The sequence below is a fragment of the Granulosicoccus sp. 3-233 genome (genome assembly GCF_052681095.1).
In genome coordinates, this window is record NZ_JBQYLE010000001.1 from 436,718 (window position 1) to 456,653 (window position 19,936).

At 60.3% G+C, this 19,936-nt stretch carries 19 protein-coding genes; 8 read left to right on the forward strand and 11 right to left on the reverse strand.

Annotation, left to right across the window (positions count from 1 at the left end; translation table 11 throughout):
* Positions 1 to 19: 19 nt before the first annotated feature.
* From ACUNV4_RS01960 to ACUNV4_RS02000, 9 genes are all read right to left on the reverse strand, one after another.
* Positions 20 to 922 (reverse strand): dihydropteroate synthase, encoded by a 903-nt coding sequence (locus tag ACUNV4_RS01960; RefSeq protein ID WP_430876802.1) that lies wholly within the window; start codon positions 920 to 922, stop codon positions 20 to 22.
* The gene (locus ACUNV4_RS01965; protein ID WP_430876803.1) at positions 919 to 1,953 is read right to left on the reverse strand and encodes a methylenetetrahydrofolate reductase; all 1,035 of its coding nucleotides are present in this window, start codon (positions 1,951 to 1,953) and stop codon (positions 919 to 921) included. The genes ACUNV4_RS01960 and ACUNV4_RS01965 overlap by 4 nt, the downstream gene beginning before the upstream one ends.
* Entirely contained in the window at positions 1,950 to 2,501 is a 552-nt protein-coding gene (locus ACUNV4_RS01970) for a methylenetetrahydrofolate reductase C-terminal domain-containing protein (protein ID WP_430876804.1), read from the reverse strand. The genes ACUNV4_RS01965 and ACUNV4_RS01970 overlap by 4 nt, the downstream gene beginning before the upstream one ends.
* 6 nt (positions 2,502 to 2,507) lie before the next feature.
* Positions 2,508 to 2,891, reverse strand: a complete 384-nt coding sequence (locus tag ACUNV4_RS01975; RefSeq protein WP_430876805.1) for a virulence factor — start codon at positions 2,889 to 2,891, stop codon at positions 2,508 to 2,510.
* 18 nt (positions 2,892 to 2,909) lie between these two features.
* Entirely contained in the window at positions 2,910 to 3,539 is a 630-nt protein-coding gene (locus tag ACUNV4_RS01980; RefSeq protein ID WP_430876806.1) for a DUF1638 domain-containing protein, read from the reverse strand.
* A gap of 70 nt (positions 3,540 to 3,609) precedes the next feature.
* A complete protein-coding gene (locus ACUNV4_RS01985) occupies positions 3,610 to 4,320 on the reverse strand; it encodes a corrinoid protein (RefSeq protein ID WP_430876807.1) in 711 nt (236 codons plus the stop codon).
* A 180-nt stretch (positions 4,321 to 4,500) separates the two neighbouring features.
* Complete coding sequence (locus tag ACUNV4_RS01990) at positions 4,501 to 5,286, reverse strand: enoyl-CoA hydratase-related protein (RefSeq protein ID WP_430876808.1); 786 nt, start codon at positions 5,284 to 5,286, stop codon at positions 4,501 to 4,503.
* Between the two features lie 98 nt (positions 5,287 to 5,384).
* Complete coding sequence (locus ACUNV4_RS01995) at positions 5,385 to 5,660, reverse strand: GlsB/YeaQ/YmgE family stress response membrane protein (RefSeq protein WP_430876809.1); 276 nt, start codon at positions 5,658 to 5,660, stop codon at positions 5,385 to 5,387.
* 244 nt (positions 5,661 to 5,904) lie between these two features.
* A complete protein-coding gene (locus ACUNV4_RS02000) occupies positions 5,905 to 10,746 on the reverse strand; it encodes an NAD-glutamate dehydrogenase (protein ID WP_430876810.1) in 4,842 nt (1,613 codons plus the stop codon).
* A gap of 184 nt (positions 10,747 to 10,930) precedes the next feature.
* Between ACUNV4_RS02000 and ACUNV4_RS02005 the strand changes: the two genes are divergently transcribed.
* The gene (locus ACUNV4_RS02005; RefSeq protein ID WP_430876811.1) at positions 10,931 to 11,746 is read left to right on the forward strand and encodes a M48 family metallopeptidase; all 816 of its coding nucleotides are present in this window, start codon (positions 10,931 to 10,933) and stop codon (positions 11,744 to 11,746) included.
* A 99-nt stretch (positions 11,747 to 11,845) separates the two neighbouring features.
* Here the strand turns inward: ACUNV4_RS02005 and ACUNV4_RS02010 are convergent, their stop codons facing one another.
* Positions 11,846 to 12,517 (reverse strand): rhomboid family intramembrane serine protease, encoded by a 672-nt coding sequence (locus ACUNV4_RS02010; protein ID WP_430876812.1) that lies wholly within the window; start codon positions 12,515 to 12,517, stop codon positions 11,846 to 11,848.
* A complete protein-coding gene (locus tag ACUNV4_RS02015; protein ID WP_430876813.1) occupies positions 12,510 to 13,502 on the reverse strand; it encodes an adenosine kinase in 993 nt (330 codons plus the stop codon). Before ACUNV4_RS02015 ends, ACUNV4_RS02010 begins: the two co-directional genes overlap by 8 nt.
* A 96-nt stretch (positions 13,503 to 13,598) precedes the next feature.
* Between ACUNV4_RS02015 and aspS the strand changes: the two genes are divergently transcribed.
* The 7 genes from aspS to ruvB all read left to right on the forward strand — a co-directional run bounded on the left by aspS (position 13,599) and on the right by ruvB (position 19,884).
* Positions 13,599 to 15,407 carry an aspartate--tRNA ligase gene (gene aspS, locus ACUNV4_RS02020; protein WP_430876814.1) on the forward strand — a complete coding sequence of 603 codons (1,809 nt, stop codon included), beginning with the start codon at positions 13,599 to 13,601 and terminating at the stop codon, positions 15,405 to 15,407.
* Positions 15,397 to 16,014 carry a dihydroneopterin triphosphate diphosphatase gene (nudB, locus tag ACUNV4_RS02025; RefSeq protein WP_430876815.1) on the forward strand — a complete coding sequence of 206 codons (618 nt, stop codon included), beginning with the start codon at positions 15,397 to 15,399 and terminating at the stop codon, positions 16,012 to 16,014. Before aspS ends, nudB begins: the two co-directional genes overlap by 11 nt.
* A gap of 5 nt (positions 16,015 to 16,019) precedes the next feature.
* The gene (locus ACUNV4_RS02030) at positions 16,020 to 16,667 is read left to right on the forward strand and encodes an esterase/lipase family protein (protein WP_430876816.1); all 648 of its coding nucleotides are present in this window, start codon (positions 16,020 to 16,022) and stop codon (positions 16,665 to 16,667) included.
* Positions 16,668 to 16,844: 177 nt separating this feature from the next.
* Positions 16,845 to 17,597, forward strand: coding sequence for a YebC/PmpR family DNA-binding transcriptional regulator (locus tag ACUNV4_RS02035; protein ID WP_430876817.1), 753 nt, complete (start codon positions 16,845 to 16,847; stop codon positions 17,595 to 17,597).
* A gap of 22 nt (positions 17,598 to 17,619) precedes the next feature.
* Entirely contained in the window at positions 17,620 to 18,174 is a 555-nt protein-coding gene (ruvC, locus tag ACUNV4_RS02040) for a crossover junction endodeoxyribonuclease RuvC (RefSeq protein ID WP_430876818.1), read from the forward strand.
* On the forward strand, positions 18,171 to 18,770 hold the full coding sequence (ruvA, locus tag ACUNV4_RS02045) for a Holliday junction branch migration protein RuvA (RefSeq protein ID WP_430876819.1): 600 nt from the start codon (positions 18,171 to 18,173) through the stop codon (positions 18,768 to 18,770). The genes ruvC and ruvA overlap by 4 nt, the downstream gene beginning before the upstream one ends.
* Positions 18,771 to 18,870: 100 nt before the next feature.
* On the forward strand, positions 18,871 to 19,884 hold the full coding sequence (gene ruvB / locus ACUNV4_RS02050) for a Holliday junction branch migration DNA helicase RuvB (protein WP_430876820.1): 1,014 nt from the start codon (positions 18,871 to 18,873) through the stop codon (positions 19,882 to 19,884).
* Positions 19,885 to 19,936: the final 52 nt, after the last annotated feature.

A 19,936-nucleotide genomic window follows, 5' to 3' on the forward strand; every position in this document is an offset into this window, starting at 1 on the left:
CGCTTGCATGGATCATTGCTCAACTGCGACGACGCCGAGTGACGCGACGACCGCGAGCGCCGTCGGTACCGGCAACCGGTTCAGCGCGATACTTGCGAATCCAGGCAAGACAGTCCGGGTCATTGCCCATCAGCACATCGGCTGCCATGACCGAGCGCATGACCTCTTCATGGCAGGGATTGGTGATGGCCGAGGTCATGCCGGCGCTGATGGCCATGGACAGGAACGCGCCATTGATGCCGTTGCGCTCGGGCAGACCGAAGCTGATGTTGGAGGCCCCGCATGTGGTATTGCAACCCAGTTCCTTGCGGATTCTGCCGAGAATGTCGAAGACCTGACGACCGGCAAAACGCATTGCACCGATGGGCATGACCAGTGGGTCGATGACCACGTCGGAAGCCGGAATGCCGAAATCACTGGCACGCTCGACGATCTTCTTCGCCACCTTGAAGCGTTCCTCGGGATCCTCCGAGATGCCGGTTTCATCATTGGATATGGCTACGACAGCGGCCTTGTAGCGTGCCACCAGTGGCAGTACGCGTTCCAGGACTTCGTCCTCGCCGGTAACCGAATTGACCAGCGCCTTACCCTGGTAGACCGCCAGGCCGGCTTCCAGTGCCTCGATGATGGAGGAGTCGATGGACAGTGGCACATCGGTGATCGATTGCACCAGAGTGATGGCCTGGGCCAGCAATGCCGGTTCGTCGGCCAGCGGAATGCCGGCATTGACATCCAGCATCTGTGCGCCGGCTGCGACCTGCGCCATGGCATCGGCCTCCACCCGGCTGAAATCACCGGCTTTCATCTCCTCGGCCAGGATCTTGCGTCCGGTCGGATTGATGCGTTCCCCGATGATGGTGAACGGGTGGTCCGAACCGATGATGTGCTCGCGGTTGGCAGAACTGATGATGGTGTCGGTCATTGCATGTTTTCCAAGTGTTGCTGGACGGTGGCATCACCGTCGTAGGCGCTGGGGTGCCAGGGTGTTCGGCCTTCGAGGATGCCGGCACGGGTGACGATGTCGGGGACGGCATGTTCCTGCCGGTACGCCATGATATGAACGCCATGTACCCCCTGCATTTCACGTATTTCCTGAATGAGGTCGACGCAGAGTTGCAGTCCTTCGGCCTTCTGGTTCTCGGCCCCCTTGAGTCGCTTGATGACGCTGTCCGGGATGTGCACGCCCGGCACATTGCTGCGAATCCACTCTGCCGAACGTGCCGAGGCCAGTGGTCCGACTCCGATGATCAGAAAGACCTGCTCGTCCAGTCCCATGTCGCGAACCCGGCTCATGTACTGTTTCAGAGCGGGGATATCGAAGCAGTACTGGGTCTGCACGAACTGCGCGCCAGCCGCGATCTTCTTGGCCAGACGCAAGGGACGCCAGTCGAACGGCGCCACGAAAGGGTTGGCCGCAGCACCCAGGAAGACATGCGGCGGATGATCCAGCTTGCGACCACTCTGAAAGGTTGCCTGATCGCGCATGGTGCGGGCGATCTCCAGCAGCGACATGCAGTCCAGGTCGAACACCGGCTTGGCTTCCGGGTGGTCACCCGTCTGCACCCCATCACCCGAGAGGCACAGCATGTTGCACACACCCATCGCCGCACCACCAAGAATATCGCCCTGAATCGCAATGCGATTCTTGTCGCGACAGGAAATCTGCTGGATCAGGGCATAGCCAAGACGTGTCAGCAGGGCACAAACGGCCAGTGAGCCCATATGGCAATGAGCCCCACTGCCGTCAGTGGCGTTGATGGCATCCACATAGCCATCGAAAACGGCGGCTCTTTCATATACCGCTGCGGGGTCGGCGCTGTCCGGTGGGGCCAGTTCGCTGGTGACGACAAAGTGGCCGGCCCGCAGCATGCGCTCCAGTCGGCCGGGAGAGCTGTGGCCGGGGAGCTGGGACAGTGGGTAACCGGGTACCGGCTCGTCTTCGAAGCAACTCATGAGCTGCGGTCTCCATCCTGGTCGTCGACGTCGGTCGAGCCGCGCCTGCGCAGCAGTTGCGAGGTCTCGATCACCGCCTGCGATTTTTCCGGGGTAACCGGCGGGGTCGATTTCTCGCGCATGACTCGCAGCCACGAAGAACGCCCCTTGAGTCGGTGGTCCACGGCAAACTGTACCGTGGCAATCTGCGCACCTTGCTGCATGCGCGCCGCTCCCTGCCAGCCTTCCACCCAGACGCAGCGCATCTCGGGTTTCACCTCACAGAAACCACCCTCGCGCACACCCCCGCAGGGGCCATTGCGGATGCTCTTGGGGCAATTCATCGGACAGGACATGCCGGTATTGCTCAGCACGCATTGCCCGCACATCTGACAATCGAACAAGGCGCCCTTGACCAGCTTTTCCACCGCCGCCACCGGCTTTTCCAGGCGTGAATGGTCGATGCGATTCGCGATCGGTGCGATGCTCAGCAAGCCGCGCTCCACCCATTGGTAAGTGAGTTCCAGGGCGCGAGCGTGGCGCACCGACCAGCGTCTGAGCCAGTACATGGCGGCTCAGTTCCCGCTGCCGGATGACGGTGCATCGCTTGTGGCGCTGGTGGTCTGTTCCATCTGGCGGATCTCCTCCCGCGACTTGCCCAGATGGGCAGCCACTCCCTTGACCTTGGTCAGTGCTTCGAGTGTCTGCTCGTCGAACGAGGCCACCAATGCAGATGCCGCCGCGTCTGCCTCGCTCTGCAGGTCTGCACTGCAAGGGCTGCGCTCGCGGCGCCAGTCTTCCATGTAGGCGTCACTGGAGCCTTTGCCGGCACGCATGGCCGCACGGTCGATGGCTTCCTGGAAGCGGGCGGGCAACATCACTCTGGCACTCTTGCGGCCAGCCTTGGCGGTCACCTGGGAAGGAATGTCGCGCCAGTAGATCCTGATGAGTTCGGGCATGGAGAGTCGTCTTCGCGTTTAGACAGCGGTGAGCCGGATGGTACGCATGGCGTGCGCGAAAGGCTGCAATCCGGTGTGATGAATGACCAGCGGCAGACCGAGTGAGCAAGCCGCCTCGGTCGCTCTGGCTTCTCGATCCTTGTGCATCGCATCCTGAGCCAGGTACAGGACACGCGTGTAGTGCTCGAAGTATTGCGTCAGCAACTCGGGATGGCGTTTGATACCCAGACCCTCGAGAATCAGCCGGTCGAAGTTGTCGACCAGATAGTCGGTCAGATAGAAGGTGCCGAGTTCCTCTTCAGCCATGGCATCGAACACCTCGGACCCGGCCAGAAAGCTGTAACAGTGATCCCCCGGTAGCCGGGCAATGTTGTAGCGCTCGAGCAGCCGGTCGAGCTGGCCACCGGTGCCACAGTCGCCGTAGGCCACCAGGATGCGTGAGTAGCGATCCAGTGCCTCGTCGATTTTCCGCTGGATCGCGGGCACGATTTTCTGCGGGGTGTTGTGCCATTCCGCCGGCAGACACTGAATCTCGAACTGGTCGAAGCCATTGGCACGAGTGACTGCCACCAGCTCGTGAGCAATGGCGCCGCAGGCAATGATCAGCGTCTTGCGCGAATCGGCCATGGTGCTGTCGGCCCTGTTCATGTGTTTGCCGGATGCGTCGAACGTTCGCCATTCATCCGCGGGTTCCTCCGAGCGGCTGCGGCTGTCGGCCTCAGTGCGCCTGCCGACGCTGTGCCACCAGCGCCTTGGCTGTTTCCACGGCAATGGCGGCATCTCGACAGTAGGCATCGGCGCCAACGGCCTCACCGAACTCTTCGTTCAAGGGGGCACCACCGACCAGTACGATGAAATCGTCGCGCAGACCCTGCTCCTTGAGCGTATCGATGACCACCTTCATGTAGGGCATGGTGGTGGTGAGCAGGGCAGACATGCCCAGTATGTCGGGCTGATGCTCTTCCAGCGCCGCCAGGTAATTCTCCACCGGGTTGTTGATGCCGATATCGATGACTTCGAAGCCGGCCCCTTCGAGCATCATGCCCACCAGGTTCTTGCCGATGTCGTGAATATCGCCCTTGACCGTGCCGATCACGACCTTGCCGATGGACTCGGCGCCGGTCTCGGCCAGCAAGGGGCGCAGTATGCTCATGCCGCCTTTCATGGCATTGGCCGCCATCAGTACTTCGGGCACGAACAGGATGCCGTCACGAAAATCGATGCCGACGATACGCATGCCTTCCACCAGCGCTTCGTTGAGCACCTTGTCGGGCGTCCAGCCTCGTTCCAGCAGGATCTCGGTGCCTTCCATGATCTCTTCCCGGAGACCGTTGTACAGATCGTCGTGCATCTGCTCCACCAGCTCGTCATCATTGAGCTCGGCCAGAACGATGTCTTCTTCGTCGTCGAAATTGTCTGAATCTGCCATGGTTAGCTACTCGACTGGTGATGTCTTCATGGTAACTAGGTGTATCGGCAGCCCGTCAGCTCTCAATGCCTCAGTGACGACTCATAACCGATCGATTCGCGACACTTTGCGTCTTTGCCGGCAGGTGCATGGAAGTCATTCGCTCGGCTCTGGCGTTATATCGCTGGAACCGAGTGGTTTTCAGCGTCCCTTGAAGTCAGGTTTGCGCTTGTTCAGGAATGCCTCCACGCCTTCCCTGAAATCGTCGGTCTGGTTGGCGGCCTGCTGATAGTCGCCTTCCAGGTCCAGTTGCTCATCCAGGGTGCGTGTCTGTGACAGGCGTAGCAGTTGCTTGGTGTAGAACAGCCCGGTAGTCGCCTGACGTGACAGGCGCTGTGCCAGCTCGCTGGTGTCGTCCAGCAATTTCTCGTCATCCACGCAGCGCCAGATCATGCCCATGTGTTCTGCCTGTTCGGCCGACACCGGTTCGGCGGTCATGCACAGAGCGGTTGCCCTGGCCAGGCCGATCAATCGTGGCAGGGTCCACGTGCCTCCGCCATCGGGTACCAGGCCCAGGTGGCTGAAGGATTGAATGAAGCGGGCGGAACGCGCCGCCAGCACGATGTCGCAGGCCAGCGCCAGATTGGCTGCCGCCCCGGCAGCAACACCATTGACGCAGGCAAGGACCGGGATATGCAGGGTCGTCAGGCTGCGAATCAGCGGGTTGTATCTGGTCTTGACGGTATCACCGACGGCCGAGAGGTCCAGGTCTGCCAGATCCTGTCCGGCGGAAAACCCGCGCCCGGCACCGGTGATGACCAGACAGCGGATATCCGGAGATTGCCGGATGCGACCCAGCACATCCTGCAATTCAGCGTGCATGGCATCGGTGAAGGTATTGAGCTTGTCGGGTCTGCAGAGTGTCAGCCACAGGACTGCTTCTTCCTGACGCAATTCGATCGACTGGAAATCACCTTCGAGATTCATGAGGCTAGTGTCCGCTGGAAGTCAGATGGGGGGCTGTTCGACGCCGGGGATCAGCCCGCCTGTCGAGCGCCGGGTATGCGCTGGCAATCGCAGAAACGCTATTCGAAGCCCCTGGGCTTGGCTGAGCGAAACAGACTGGCAATCACCACCAGTATGAAGGCCCCGAACAGAGCTCTGATGAGGTAGTCGAAATTGCTGCTCAAGGCCGGTGCCTGGCCGATCAGGAAAGGGAAAAAGGCACCCAGTGCGGCACCGATGATGCCCAGCAGCATGTTGACGATGAAAACCACACCGCGGCTGCGCAGCAAGACGCCGGCAATGGTGCCGAACACGATACCGATCAACAGTATCAGGACGATATTTTCAATGGGCAAGCTGAATGGCTCCGGTTTGTATCTGAATCGGATGGAAGACAGGCTTATACCATGAGTAGGTGGCAGCTCGAAAGTCAGAGCAGAACATGCGGATTCCCGTTCACCGCAAAACCCGGCGGGCTGCGCAACCATTCAAGGCAGTCAGGTTGTGGGATCCGACCCCGCTTCATCACACGTCATCGGTTTGCTGGCACAGACGGTGCGATTGCTGACAGCGCGTCGAACACGCGCTGTCAGCTCGTGATCAGCTGGCCAGAGGCCTGTCCGAGCGCAGCAGACGGTGAACTTCATTGACAGCCAGTGACAGCATGGCGAAATCGACCGATGAGCTGGCCTTCAGTTCCGTCATCAGGGTTTCGTATTGGGCCGTTGCCGTGGCGTGCTGCCTGGCCCAGCCGGCAACCCGTTCTGCCGCAGGCAGGGTGGCATCGGTCACACTCACCACTTCGGCACACAGATGCCGCTGCTGATAGTGCAGGTCGCCGCGCAGCTCGGCAGTAGCCAGCTTGTGCCAATGGGAGGTCACGATCAGATTGCCGATCCGTTCCCGCAGCCAGCTCAGCTCCAGGTGCTGCCCGAGGGCGAAGTAGACGGAGGCGACGTCGGGCACCGGTTGCTTGAGTGAGCGTGCAATCTCGACGATGTCCAGCGAGGAGGACAGCGGTACGACCCGGGCCACGGCGGCCGCGGTCTCGGCAGGGGCACCGGCTTCGACGAAGTGGCTGATGCGCTGTTCCAGCGTTTCCTGCTCGGCGCTGGACAGGCAGTCGGGCATGGCTTCCACCAGTTCATCCAGACCCGAGCGGAAATGCTCGACCTGGCCATGAATGTTGCTGCCGGTCTTGCGAGTGCGAATCAGCCAGTGGGTGGCGCGTTCCACCAGGCCCCTGACGAGAATCTGCATGCGGTACTGCTCCGCTGCATCGATCCGGTTGTCCAGGGCTTCGATGGAATCCCACAGTTCCGGCAGGCGGAAGATGTGCTTGACGATGACGAAGGCGGCGCCCACATCGGCCGTGGTGGCGTTGAGTTCCACCTGCATGCGAAAGGCGAAGGTGGGGCCCAGCCGGTTGACTACATCATTGGTCACAACGGTGGCAATGATTTCCGGTCGCAGGCGATGTTGCAGCACCTGTTCCCGCTGACCCTCTCGCAGGGCGGTGGGAAAGTAGTCCAGCAGCACAGTCTCGAGTGAAGGGTCGGCCGCAAAGTCCGCTGCCATCAGTTCATCGAACATGACCATCTTGCTGTAGGAGACCAGCACGGCCAGTTCGGGACGAACCAGGCCGCGTTCATTGGCCAGGCGATCCGCGATTTCCTCGGCCTCCGGCAGGTATTCGATGGTGCGATCCAGGCGTCCGATGGACTCCAGGTGCTGCATGAAGCGGGACTGTTCGGTCAGGGCCTGAGGGCCGTCAACCACGCACAGATCGATGCACTGGGTCTGCAGATAGTTGTCTCGCAGCACATGCAGGGCGACATCATCGGTCATGGACTCCAGCAACTGGTCGCGCTGCTTGAGGGTCATGTCATCACTGGCGACAACGGCATTGGCCAGGATCTTGATGTTGACCTCATGGTCAGAGCAATCGACGCCGGCCGAGTTGTCGATGGCATCGGTGTAGATGAGCCCACCTTTCTGGGCGAACTCGATACGACCCCGCTGCGTGAAGCCGAGATTGCCGCCTTCACCGACCACTCGCGCTCGCAGTTGTCCGCCATTGACACGCAGGCCATCGTTGGCCCGGTCGGCTGCATCGGCATGGGTTTCGGTCACGGCCTTCACATAGGTGCCGATGCCCCCGTTCCAGAGCAGGTCGACCGGTGCCTGGAGGATGACCGATATCAGTGCGGTGGGTGTCAGGCTGCTTTGCTCTGTACCGAGCACCTGTTGCGCCTCGGGTGACAACTGAATCTGCTTGGCCTGACGCGAGAAGATGCCGCCGCCGCGCGAGATCAGATCGCTGTTGTAGTCTGTCCAGCTGGAGCGTGGCAGGTTGAACAGACGTTGCCGCTCGGCAAAGGTCGCGGCAGCGTCCGGATCCGGATCGATGAAGATATGCATGTGATTGAAGGCCGCGACCAGTTTCAGGTGCGGTGACAGCAGCATGCCGTTGCCGAACACATCGCCTGCCATGTCGCCGATCCCCACGGCAGTGAACTCATCCTGTTGGGTATTGACGCCGAGATTGCGGAAATGTCGCTTGACCGATTCCCAGGCGCCGCGGGCCGTGATGCCCATCTTCTTGTGGTCGTAACCGACAGAGCCGCCCGAGGCGAAGGCATCGCCCAGCCAGAATCCATACTTGATGGCCACGGCGTTGGCATAGTCGGAGAAGGTGGCCGTGCCCTTGTCGGCGGCCACCACCAGATAAGGGTCATCACCATCGTAGCGCACTACGTCCGGTGGTGGCAGGACTTTGGACCCGTCCAGATTGTCGGTGATATCCAGCAGGCCGCTGAGGAAGGTGCGATAGCAATCGACGACGATTTCCATCATGGCTTCACGCTCTGGCGGCAACGCCGCCTTGACGTAGAATCCCCCCTTGGAGCCGACCGGTACGATGACCGCGTTCTTGACCATCTGCGCCTTCATCAGGCCGAGTACTTCCGTGCGGTAGTCTTCTCGTCTGTCTGACCAGCGCAAACCACCACGTGCCACCGGACCACCACGTAGATGAATGCCTTCCACCTTGGATGAATAGACGAACACTTCCACCATGGGACGTGGCAATGGCAAGTCCGGCACCGCCTTGGAGTCCAGCTTGAACGACAGGTACTCCCGCAGTGCACCGTTCTCGTCGGTGCGGTAGGCATTGGTGCGCAGCGTGGCCAGAATGACGTTGCGGTAGGCGCGCAGAATGCGGTCTTCGTCGAGACTGACGATATTGTCCAGCTCGACATCGATCTGATCGAGCAGGGTCGTGGCCTCGTGAGTCAGCGTGCCGCTGCCACCCGGTTTGAATCGCGTTTCGAACAGTTCCACCAGCAGGCGGGTGATCTTTGCATTGGCAATCAGACTGTCGATCATGTAGCTCTGGGAGAAGGGCACATTGATCTGCAGCAGATATTTGCACAGTGCCCGCAGGATCACGACTTGTCGCCAATCGAGCGTGGCGTCGAGCATCAGGCGGTTGAAACCATCGTTCTCGACATCGCCGCGCCAGATGTGATCGAAGGCGGTCTGTATGCGCCTGGCTGAATCATCGACGCTGACGCTGTCATTGGCGCCCGATTGCGGCACCGTCTGTTTCACCGTGAATTCGTGAATCCAGACCATTGGCGCTTCATGGCGGCGGATTTCGAAAGGATGTTCCGATTCCACGCGCAGACCCATGTTCTCGATGACCGGAATGACATCGGACAGGGATACCGGCTGATGCTTGGAAAACAGCTTGAAGTTGATGGTGCCGCTATCGGCCACGATATGCCGGTAGAAGCTCATCACCGGTGCATCCTCGGGCACACTGGTCTCGATGAAGTCGATATCGGCAGCGGCAGCCCTGGCGGAATAGTCTTCGCGATAGCTGGATGGGAAGGCCGTGGCGTAGCGTCGCAACAGACGCATGGCTGTCACTTCGTCGTGATTCTCGCGCAGCGTGGATTCGAGTCGGTCCGTCCAGGTGATGGCGGCCTGACGTATGCGCTGTTCGATGGCGTTCCAGTCGATATCGCGCAGATACGGCGGGTTTTTCTGGATGACGAAGTGCAGTCGGGCCAGGGCCGATTCGGATGAGAAGCGAGTGTCGAAGCCGACGCTGATGCCGTCGATATGCGTTGCCAGTATCTGTTCGATGGTCAGGCGCAGATCGCGGCTGTAGCCATCGCGTGGAATGTAGACCAGACAGTTGCTGAAGCGGCCGAGAGAATCGGTCGAGTTGAACAGTCTGACCTGCTGGCGCTCCTGCAGGGCAACGATGCCGCTGGCCATCTTCAGCAGTTCATTGCTGCGAGTCTGCATCAGCATGGCTCGTGGCAAGCCTCGCAGGGTAGCGGCAATGGCCTTGCCATCGTGGGATTCGGCCGTGGTACCTGAGGCACTGATGACTCGTTCGACGCGTTCGCGCATCCATGGAATGTTGCTGACTGCCTCGTTCTGCAAGCCGCTGATGAAGACGCCGACAATGCAGTTGACATGAGTCAGCTGTCCCTGGCTGTCACGCTGTGCATGCATGATGAGATCCGCCGGTTCATTGCGGATGACCGGTGAGACATGACCGGCCTTGCAGACCACGGGAGCATCATCGGCGAAGGCCTGGTCCAGTGTCTGGCTGTTGAGCCCGTCAGGCATCAGGTCGTGGGTACTCCAGGCTTCCACGCCATCATTGCCGCGCAACACACCCAATGCTTCATGCAGTGCGCTGAAGTTGTCATCAGCCTGTATGCGGGCATATCCCAGGCAAGCAAACTGGCGTTCGTCCAGCCATCGTACGAATTCGGCCTGCTCGCTGTCCTGCACCCGATCGGCAATGCCGTGCAATTGATGGCGGATGTCGTCGGCATCATGACGAATCAGTGCCAGCACCTCGAACACGTCGTCAATCAATTGACGAATGGCAGGCTGATCATTCTCGGTAATGGCATCGATCTCGATATGGATCAGGGATTCCTTGTGGGCAGCGTCAGAGTTGTCATTCTCCGACAGTCCCTGCCATTGTCCCTGATCGTCTCTGACTACATTCAGAATGGGGTGAATGATGCGGTGAACGGTATGCCCCTGCCGGTCGAGGCCAGCATGCAGGGAAGAGACTAGCCAGGCCTGGTCGCAGGCCACGATCTGGATGACGGTATGGGCCGAATGCCAACCATGGCTATCGAAGGCGGGGTTGAAGACGATGTGGCGCTGTTTCTCGACGCTCTGGGTGCGCGCCAGTTGCCAGTGGGCCAGTGCGGTACCGGCCAGGTCGTCGATCCCGAGTTGTGCCAGTTCGTCGGTGGGAACATGCTTGAAGTAAGCGGGAACGAACTCTGCCAGCTGCGCCTTCTGGGTGGCATCGAGGGATCTGGGAAGCGCCTCGAGTATCGCCGCTATCAGGGCTTGGTGAGTCAGCAATGCTTCGTTGGAAACTGTCTGCTTGTCGGCCATGCGTGCCGTGCTCCTTGAGGTTAGCCGAAGGGTAACATTGAGTTGGCGCTCTGATAAAGACCGCGATGCGCTATTCGAGTGCAAATGTGTATTACGGGGTTCGAGCATCCTTCAGACAAGTGCGGTGCTACAGTTGCCGCTACAGACAAAACGAACCATCCGCTCGGATCAAGAAAGGACAAGCATGCAACTTCGTCGCCTAATTCCCGTTGTCGTTACCTCCCTGTTACTCAACGCCTGTGTCAGCGTGCAAACCACCAAGTCCGGCGCCATCGGCCTGGACCGTGTGCAGAAGATGTCGATACTGGTGTCTGAAGAAGAACTGGAACAGGGCGCGATTGCCTCCTATGCCCAGATCATCGGAGAAGCACAGCAGGAAGGCAATCTGAATGCGAATGCTGCCATGACGCGCCGGGTACGAGCCGTGGCCAATCGGCTGATTCTGACGGTAGGCACGTTTCGTGAGGATGCCGTTGACTGGAACTGGGAAGTCAATGTCATCGAGTCGGACCAGCTCAATGCCTGGGCGATGCCGGGTGGCAAGATCGCCTTCTATTCGGGCATCATCGAACAGCTGCAGCTGACCGACGCCGAGATAGCCGCCATCATGGGACACGAGATCTCTCATGCACTGCGCGAGCATTCACGCGAACGTGCCTCGGAACAGGCCAACAAGGCGGTGGTGTTGCAGATACTCAGCGCGGCCACATCAACCGGTGAGACCACTCAGGCGGTAGCCGATCAGGTCTACACCTATCTGCGAGGCCTGCCCAACAGTCGGCTGCATGAAACCGAGTCGGATCGCATGGGTGTCGAACTGATGGCACGAGCCGGTTACGATCCGCGCGCTGCCATTTCCGTGTGGGAGAAGATGGCCAAGGCCTCGGGCGGCAAGAGCGGTCCGGAGTTCCTGTCGACTCACCCCTCCAATGAAACACGCATCAAGGACTTGACCGATTATGCGGCCCGGGTCATGCCGCTGTACGAAGCCGCCAGCTGACGCCAGGGCTCGGCACACTGCCGGGCACTGGCCTCATACTGAGGAGCCGAACCGTGTCGAGGAGCCGGACCAACGGATTCGTCGACACGCTCGGGCACCTCAGCCCAGTGATACAACCCCGCCCAGGGTGGCCGCCATGACGGTCAGCGCAATCAGCAGGGCCACCGCGGCCGCACCGATGGACAGTGTGTTTCCGGTCGATGCACCATGGGAGCGCGCGGGTAGCCAGACCAGCAGGTAGCCGAGCAGTATGCCGGCCAGCACACCACCGAAGTGTCCCGAGAAGGAAATTCCGGGCACCAGCAGGGGTAGGGCCAGGTTCAAAACCACCAGACCAAATACCGGAGACTGGCGCAAGCCGATACCTCGTTCATGCAGGGCAATGCCCATGGCACCCGCCAGTCCGAGAACCGCGCCGGAGGCGCCCAGAGTCGGCTGATCCCAGGCAAAGGCCATGACACCCAGTGCACCACCGACCAGAGAGCCGGCATACATCAGTGCAAAGCGCAGACTGCCGTAGGCGCGTTCCAGGTGGGGCCCCAGCATGAACAGCAGATACATGTTGAAGCCGACATGCAGCAAGCTGCCATGCAGGAAGCCGGAACTGAACAAGCGCCACCATTGTCCTCCCTGAACGGCAGGACCATACAACAGACCCGAATTGGTGATGAGGTTGCCGGTCGACATCTGCGCCAGATACAGGCCGATATTGATGACGATCAGGGTCAGGGAGAGCGGACAACCGCGCGGCAGGGCAGGTAGATTAGGCAAAGCGCTTGGCAACCTCTGTCATCTGTTCGCGGGTCAGGCGAGCGCCCATCTGCTGTACCAGCATGGTGGCCGCATAACCTGCCAGTTCACCACAATCGGCGAAGGCCATACCGTTCGTCAGTCCATGCAGGAATGCACCCGCGTAGATATCACCGGCACCGTTGGTGTCGACAGCGTGGACTTTCTTCGCCGGAATGTCGAAGAGCTTCTCACCGTCATACACCATGGCGCCCTTCGGGCCTCGCGTCATCGCGAACTGGTGACTGATGCTCTTCATCCCTTCCAGACATTCCTCGACGTTGGAGGCGCCGAACATCAGCCGGGCTTCCTCCTCGTTGCTGAACACCATGTCCAGCCCATCGCCGATGATCTCCTGCAGGCCGTCCTTGAAGAAGTTCACCATGTTGGCATCCGACAGGGTCAGGGAAGTCCTGACACCGCTGGCCTGGGCCACCTGACGTGCCTTGACGGCAGCTGCGCGGGCGTTGGTCTCCGGCACCAGGTAACCCTCGATGTACACATACCGTGAATCGCGGATGGCATTCTCGTCCAGTTCGTCGACGCTGATCTCGCGCGTGATACCCAGAAAGGTGTTCATGCTGCGTTCGGCATCGGGAGTCACCATCACGATGCATTTGCCGGTGTGGCCATGCGCGAGGGAATCCCGATCCAGATTCGTTCTGACACCATTGGCTGTCAGGTCGTCGAGAAAATAGGCGCCGGTTACATCGTCGGCGACCTTGCAGGAATAATAGGTGGAGGAGCCGAGCTGGGCGGTCGCGGTGATGGTATTGGCGGCCGATCCACCGCCACAGGGTCGAGAGTGCAGGTCGGACAGCTTTTCCAGAAGCTGATGATGGCGTTCTTCCTCGATCAGGGTCATGAGCCCCTTGTCGATGTTCAGTTCGCCGAGGAGGCTGTCGGGCACCTCGTATTCGAGGTCCACTAGTGCATTTCCGACGCCATAGACGTGATACTGGGGCATGAATGATCCGCAAACAAATGATAGGAGGGTGGATTATCGCTGTTCGCGCAGCAGATAACTACTTTACAATTGCGGCTTTTGCCCGTTGAGGTCTTCATGCGCACTCACCCCTGTGGGGCTATTACCCTGGAACAACTCGATTCGACCGTCACTTTCTGCGGTTGGGTCCATCGTCGGCGAGACCATGGTGGGGTGATCTTCATCGATCTGCGAGACCACACCGGTCTGGTGCAGGTCGTCTTCGACCCTGATCGAGCCGAGACCTTCGCCTTTGCCGAAGAGGTTCGCAACGAATTCGTGCTGCGCATCACCGGCAAGGTCCGCCATCGCCCCGAAGGCACCATCAATCCGGACATGACAACCGGTGAGATCGAAGTACTGGGTTACGAGTTGGAGATTCTGAATCGGGCTGCCACACCGCCGTTCCAGCTCGATGACAACAATGTCTCCGAGGAAAACCGGCTGCGTTACCGTTACATCGACATGCGTCGGCCCGAAATGCAGGAACGCCTGCGTCTGCGCGCTCGCGTCATTCGTCAGCTGCGCAATGCGCTGGAAGACGATGGCTTCATCGAAGTGGAAACCCCGATGCTGACGCGCGCCACACCCGAAGGTGCCCGCGACTATCTGGTACCCAGCCGCAACCACCCGGGTGAGTTCTATGCGCTGCCGCAGTCCCCACAGCTGTTCAAGCAGCTGCTGATGATGGGTGGCATCGATCGCTACTACCAGGTGGCTCGCTGCTTCCGCGACGAGGATCTGCGCGCTGATCGCCAGCCCGAGTTCTCGCAACTGGATATCGAGATGTCCTTCATCGACGAGGACACCATCATGGGGTCGATGGAGAACATGATGAAAGTGCTGTTCAAGGACGTGCTGGATGTCGATCTGGGCAACGGCGAGGACTTCCCGCGCATGAGCTATGCCGAAGCCATGTCCGTCTACGGTTCCGACAAACCGGATCTGCGCATCCCCCTGGTGCTGACCGAGTTGTCCGATCTGGTGGAAGGCGTGGACTTCAAGGTCTTTGCCGAGCCGGCAAAGAACCCCAAGGGGCGAGTGGCTGCGTTGCGCGTGCCCGGTGGCAACAAGCTCACGCGCAAGGAAATCGATGGCTTTACCGACTTCGTCGGTCGTTACGGGGCAAAGGGTCTGGCCTACATCAAGTGCAATGACATCGCCAAGGGCGCTGAGGGGCTGCAGTCACCCATCGTCAAGTTCTTCCCGGCAGACGTGCTGACGGCCATCATCGAGCGCACCGGAGCGGTCGATGGCGATCTGATCTTCTTCGGCGCCGACAAGACAGAGGTGGTCGAGGCGGCATTGGGCGCCTTGCGCATTGAAGTGGCAAAGAAACTGGACATGGTCGAAGACGCCTGGCGCCCCTTGTGGGTCGTGGACTTTCCGATGTTCGAATTCGACGAGCGTGAAAAGCGCTGGCAGGCACTGCATCATCCCTTCACCTCGCCATCGGCCGATACCATTGAAGAATGGCAGGCGCAGCTGGATGAGGACCCGGGCAAGGTGCTGTCACGCGCTTATGACATGGTGCTCAACGGTACCGAATTGGGTGGTGGCTCCATCCGTATCCACAACACCGAGATGCAGCAGAAAGCCCTCGATGTACTGGGAATCGGCGAACAGGAGGCCACCGACAAGTTCGGCTTCCTGCTCGATGCCCTGAAGTACGGCGCACCACCACACGGTGGTATCGCCTTCGGTCTGGATCGCCTGGTCATGCTGATGTGCGATGCGGAGAGCATCCGTGACGTCATGGCCTTCCCGAAAACGCAAAGCGCCAGCTGTCTGCTGACCAGTGCACCCAGTGCCGTGTCGGATCAGCAGATGAAGGATCTGCACCTGCGCACCCGTGCTCGTGCCAGCACCACGCCCGATGCCGGATAGACCCACCGGTTCTGACCGGGGGTCTGATGACTCCCGGCCATCGGTGCAAGGCAAGGATGGTGTCGGCAAGGGCCGTGCCGACAATGTTCTTGCAATTGCGCGGGACGGCGATTCTGCAAGGAATCCGAGGGAGGCCGCGACGGGCTCCCTCCCCGGGGGCAAGGAGGCGGTGAGTTCCCTGTTCAAACGCCCGGAGTCCGTTCTGGTGGTGGTCTACACCACGGATCTGGAGGTGCTGCTGATCCGTCGCCAGAATCCGGCGGATTTCTGGCAATCCGTCACGGGCAGTCTGGAGCCTGGTGAAACACCGGCAGAGGCAGCCGTTCGCGAGCTGGCCGAAGAGACCGGTATCGTGGCCGTCGTGAACGACCATGCCACCAGTCGAAGCTTTCCGATCGCTGCGGCCTGGCGCAGGCGTTATGCGCCTGGCGTCACCGAGAATCTGGAGCACGAATTCAGTGTGCAGCTGCCAGCGCGTTGCCAGGTGGTGCTGGATCCGAACGAGCATGGCGATTATTGCTGGTTGCCGCTGGTCGAGGCCATTGCCAGGGTCTCCTCGCGCACGAATCGTGCAGCACTGCAGGCCATTCTCAAGGCGGAAGGTTGAACGTCATGGCGCGACGTGTAATGCCGGCACCCGATCAGGTCACCGTGCTGGTGCACGGTATCTGGATGCAGGGTGTGATGATGCGGGTCATGGGCAAGATGCTGGAGGCTCGCGGTTTTCGCACGCATTCGGTCAGCTATGATTTTCTGAAGAACACCCCGGAAGAGAATGCCGATTCCCTGTACCGGGAGATCGGCGAGCTGGGGGCACGTCGCGTCAATCTGGTCGGCCACAGTCTGGGAGGCATCGTGATTCTGCACCTGCTGCATCGCTATCCGGAAATCGATATCGACAAGGTGGTGCTGATCGGCTCACCGGTGCGCGGCAGCTATGTCGCGCGGCGCGTCTATGACACCCCGGCACTGCGACCTCTGCTGGGACGCAGCATCGAAAAGGGGCTGCTGGGTGGCGCACCCGAATTCTCGGGCAAACGGCCGCTGGGCATCATCACCGGTAGCGGCAATCTGGGTATCAGTGCCCTGCTGTATCCCAGTGGCGATGACAGTGATGGCGTGGTACGCGAGAGCGAGACGCTGATCGACAATGCCACTGACCGGGTGCGTCTGCCGTTGTCGCATTCCACCATGATCTTTTCCCGCGAATGTACCGACTACGTGGCCAGGTTTCTGAGCCTGGGGCGGTTTCGTGAGTAGTCCGCTACAGTCATGGTGACAACAGGAGCCTTGTCGGTTTCTGCCCGCTGAAGCCGTCTTTGTCCCGGCATTGGCTACCGTGATGTGCTTTTCGGGTGTCACGGTTGGTCAACAGGGGGTCAAATGCGCGACAATAGGCGACTTACATCATGAATTACATCCAACAAGAGGCAGTCAATGGCCGGACATAGTAAATGGGCCAATATCCAGCATCGCAAGGGTAAGCAAGACGCCAAGCGCGGCAAGTTGTTCACCAAGTTCATCCGCGAGATCAACATTGCGGCCAGGATGGGCGGTTCCGATCTGGGGTCCAACCCGCGCTTGCGCCTGGCGGTGGACAAGGCCCTGAGCGGCAACATGACCAAGGACACCATCGAACGCGCCATCAAGAAAGGCGCGGGCGAGCTTGATGATGTGTCCTATGAGGAAAATCGCTACGAAGGCTATGGCGTGAACGGCGTGGCCATCATGGTCGACACCATGACAGACAATCGCAACCGGACCGTCTCCGAAGTCAAGCACGCTTTCACCAAGTACGGTGGCAACATGGGGACTCAGGGTTCGGTGTCCTACCTGTTCGAAAAGCAGGGCATCCTCAATTACCCCGCTGGCACGGACGAAGACATGATCATGGAAGCGGCGCTGGAAGCGGGTGCCGATGACATCATCAGCAATGACGATGGGTCCATCGATGTGCTGACCACCGAAGAGGTGTTCATGGACGTCAAGGAAGCGCTGGTGGCAGCCGAACTGGTGCCCGAGCACTCCGAAGTCACGATGCGCGCGGCCACCGAAGTGGAACTGGACGTGGAGCAGGGCGAGAAACTGATCAAGCTGATCGATGCGCTGGAAGATCTGGACGACGTGCAGGATGTCTACACCAATGCCGACATTCCGCCCGAGTCCTACGGTGACGGCGCGTCCAGCTGATGCCACTGGGCAGCCATCGCCTGTGAGTAGCCCCCGTGGCAATGGGCTTGTGCGGGTTCTGGGAATCGATCCCGGCTCGGTCATCACCGGTTATGGCCTGATCGAATCGGACGGGGCTCGCAGTTTTCACCTGACGCATGGACATATTCGCGTCAAGGGAGACTCCTTCGCCGAGCGGCTCGGTCATATCCATTCGGCGCTGGGCGACATCATCACCGAATGGCAGCCGCAGGAAGTGGCCATCGAGCAGGTGTTTCTCAGCAACAACGCGATGTCGGCGCTGAAGCTGGGGCAGGCGCGGGGTGCGGCCATCACTGCCGCCGTCTCGCGGCAGTTGACGGTGTCTGAATACGCACCACGACTGGTCAAGAAAGTGGTTACGGGTTCTGGTGCTGCCGACAAGAAACAGGTGCAGACCATGGTCAGGGCTCTGCTGCACATCGTGTCAACCGTGCAGGTGGACGCGGCCGATGGACTGGCCATTGCCATCTGTCATGCGCATTCACGCAAGACCCCCGGTGGAGAGGTACTGCTGCCACAGAGAAAACGAGTTCGAGGAAGAGGTTTGAGGCGATGATTGGTCGGCTGACAGGGGTGCTGCTGGAAAAGAATCCACCCTCGCTGCTGGTGGATGTGCAGGGTGTGGGCTATGAAGTGGATGTGCCCATGTCGACCTTCTATGCACTGCCGGCTCAGGGTGAGGCGGTTGCCCTGTTCACACACCTGGTGGTACGCGAGGATGCCCAATTGCTCTATGGGTTCGGCAGTCGTACCGAGCGACTGCTGTTCCGGGCTCTGCTGAAGGTCAATGGTGTGGGAGCCAAGGTGGCACTGGCCATTCTCTCCGGGCTGAGTACCGATGAATTCCTGTCCTGCATCGCCAGCAAGGATGTCTCCGCACTGGTATGCGTGCCGGGCATCGGCAAGAAGACGGCGGAACGGCTGCTGGTGGAGTTGCAGGACAAGGTCGATGCGCTGGGCGTTGGCAGCGCCGTACCCAGTGGCACTTTGCCGCTGGACAACGATCCCTCGGCACGCGAACAGGCCGAAGAGGCGCTGGTGGCGCTGGGGTACAAGCCGGCAGAAGCCAATCGCCTGCTCGACAAGAACAGCGAGACGGGACAGAGCGTTGAGCAGATGATTCGGGCGGCGCTGCGAGGCGCAGCGCGCTAGATGTCGAACGCCCGGCAGGCACCGCGACGATGTGGCATCTGCGTAACATCCGAGCGCGAAGAAGCGACTTTTTCACGGCACGATCACCGGAGTACCCGATATGGCCGATCCTGAACGACTGATCACAGCCGATGCACACCAGGAAGATGCGCAGGAACGGGCCATGCGGCCCAAGCTGCTGGCTGACTATCACGGGCAGCGCGCCGTGGCCGAGCAGATGGATCTGTTCATCTCGGCGGCGAAGATGCGCAGCGAAGCGCTGGATCATGTGCTGGTGTTCGGGCCGCCTGGTCTGGGCAAGACCACGCTGGCCAATATCATTGCCAACGAGCTGGATGTGCGCATTCTGCATACTTCCGGCCCGGTGCTGGAACGCCCCGGCGACCTGGCGGCCATCCTGACCAATCTGGAAGCCAATGATGTGCTGTTCATCGACGAGATCCATCGCATGAGCGCCCTGGTGGAGGAGGTGCTGTACCCGGCCATGGAGGACTACCAGATCGACATCATGACCGGCGAAGGTGTCAGTGCCCGTTCGTTCAAGATCGACCTGCCGCCCTTCACCCTGGTGGGGGCCACCACACGCGCCGGCCTGCTCAGCTCCCCGCTGCGTGACCGTTTCGGCATCGTGCAGCGGCTGGAATTCTACGAAGTGGCGGATCTGGCGGGTATCGTCGCCCGTTCGGCGCGTCTGCTGGAGGTACCGATTGACGAGCAGGGCTGCATCGAGATTGCCCGTCGCTCTCGTGGCACTCCGCGTATAGCCAATCGTCTGCTTCGGCGCGTGCGGGATTATGCCGACGTGCGGGCCGACGGTACGGTCAATGCGGAAACGGCGGACAGTGCCCTGAATCTGCTGAATGTTGATCGCCTCGGCCTGGACAACATGGACCGGCGGCTGCTGAATGCCATCATTCACAAGTTCGGCGGCGGGCCTGTCGGGGTCGACAATCTGGGAGCCGCCCTGTCGGAAGAGACCGGCACACTGGAAGAGGTGGTCGAGCCGTATCTGATTCAGCAGGGCTTGTTGATGCGCACGCCGCGTGGCCGGGTGGTAACACCCCATACCTATCGCCATTTCGGTCTGCAGCTACCCTCCACCAGCGATAGCTGATGGCGAATCGCGTAACTGCCCCCCTGAATGATCGGCGGCCTGACCGGATTCC

What these genes read in the sequence shown, in the direction of transcription:
- ACUNV4_RS01965 (WP_430876803.1), bottom strand. Translation starts at nt 1,953, where the DNA reads ATGAGTTGCTTCGAAGACGAGCCGGTACCCGGTTACCCACTGTCCCAG.
- ACUNV4_RS01980 (WP_430876806.1), bottom strand. Translation starts at nt 3,539, where the DNA reads ATGAACAGGGCCGACAGCACCATGGCCGATTCGCGCAAGACGCTGATC.
- ACUNV4_RS02035 (WP_430876817.1), top strand. Translation starts at nt 16,845, where the DNA reads ATGGCCGGACATAGTAAATGGGCCAATATCCAGCATCGCAAGGGTAAG.
- ACUNV4_RS01975 (WP_430876805.1), bottom strand. Translation starts at nt 2,891, where the DNA reads ATGCCCGAACTCATCAGGATCTACTGGCGCGACATTCCTTCCCAGGTG.
- ACUNV4_RS01970 (WP_430876804.1), bottom strand. Translation starts at nt 2,501, where the DNA reads ATGTACTGGCTCAGACGCTGGTCGGTGCGCCACGCTCGCGCCCTGGAA.
- ACUNV4_RS02005 (WP_430876811.1), top strand. Translation starts at nt 10,931, where the DNA reads ATGCAACTTCGTCGCCTAATTCCCGTTGTCGTTACCTCCCTGTTACTC.
- ACUNV4_RS02015 (WP_430876813.1), bottom strand. Translation starts at nt 13,502, where the DNA reads ATGCCCCAGTATCACGTCTATGGCGTCGGAAATGCACTAGTGGACCTC.
- aspS (WP_430876814.1), top strand. Translation starts at nt 13,599, where the DNA reads ATGCGCACTCACCCCTGTGGGGCTATTACCCTGGAACAACTCGATTCG.
- ACUNV4_RS02030 (WP_430876816.1), top strand. Translation starts at nt 16,020, where the DNA reads ATGGCGCGACGTGTAATGCCGGCACCCGATCAGGTCACCGTGCTGGTG.
- ACUNV4_RS01990 (WP_430876808.1), bottom strand. Translation starts at nt 5,286, where the DNA reads ATGAATCTCGAAGGTGATTTCCAGTCGATCGAATTGCGTCAGGAAGAA.
- ruvA (WP_430876819.1), top strand. Translation starts at nt 18,171, where the DNA reads ATGATTGGTCGGCTGACAGGGGTGCTGCTGGAAAAGAATCCACCCTCG.
- ACUNV4_RS01985 (WP_430876807.1), bottom strand. Translation starts at nt 4,320, where the DNA reads ATGGCAGATTCAGACAATTTCGACGACGAAGAAGACATCGTTCTGGCC.
- ACUNV4_RS02000 (WP_430876810.1), bottom strand. Translation starts at nt 10,746, where the DNA reads ATGGCCGACAAGCAGACAGTTTCCAACGAAGCATTGCTGACTCACCAA.
- nudB (WP_430876815.1), top strand. Translation starts at nt 15,397, where the DNA reads ATGCCGGATAGACCCACCGGTTCTGACCGGGGGTCTGATGACTCCCGG.
- ACUNV4_RS01960 (WP_430876802.1), bottom strand. Translation starts at nt 922, where the DNA reads ATGACCGACACCATCATCAGTTCTGCCAACCGCGAGCACATCATCGGT.
- ruvB (WP_430876820.1), top strand. Translation starts at nt 18,871, where the DNA reads ATGGCCGATCCTGAACGACTGATCACAGCCGATGCACACCAGGAAGAT.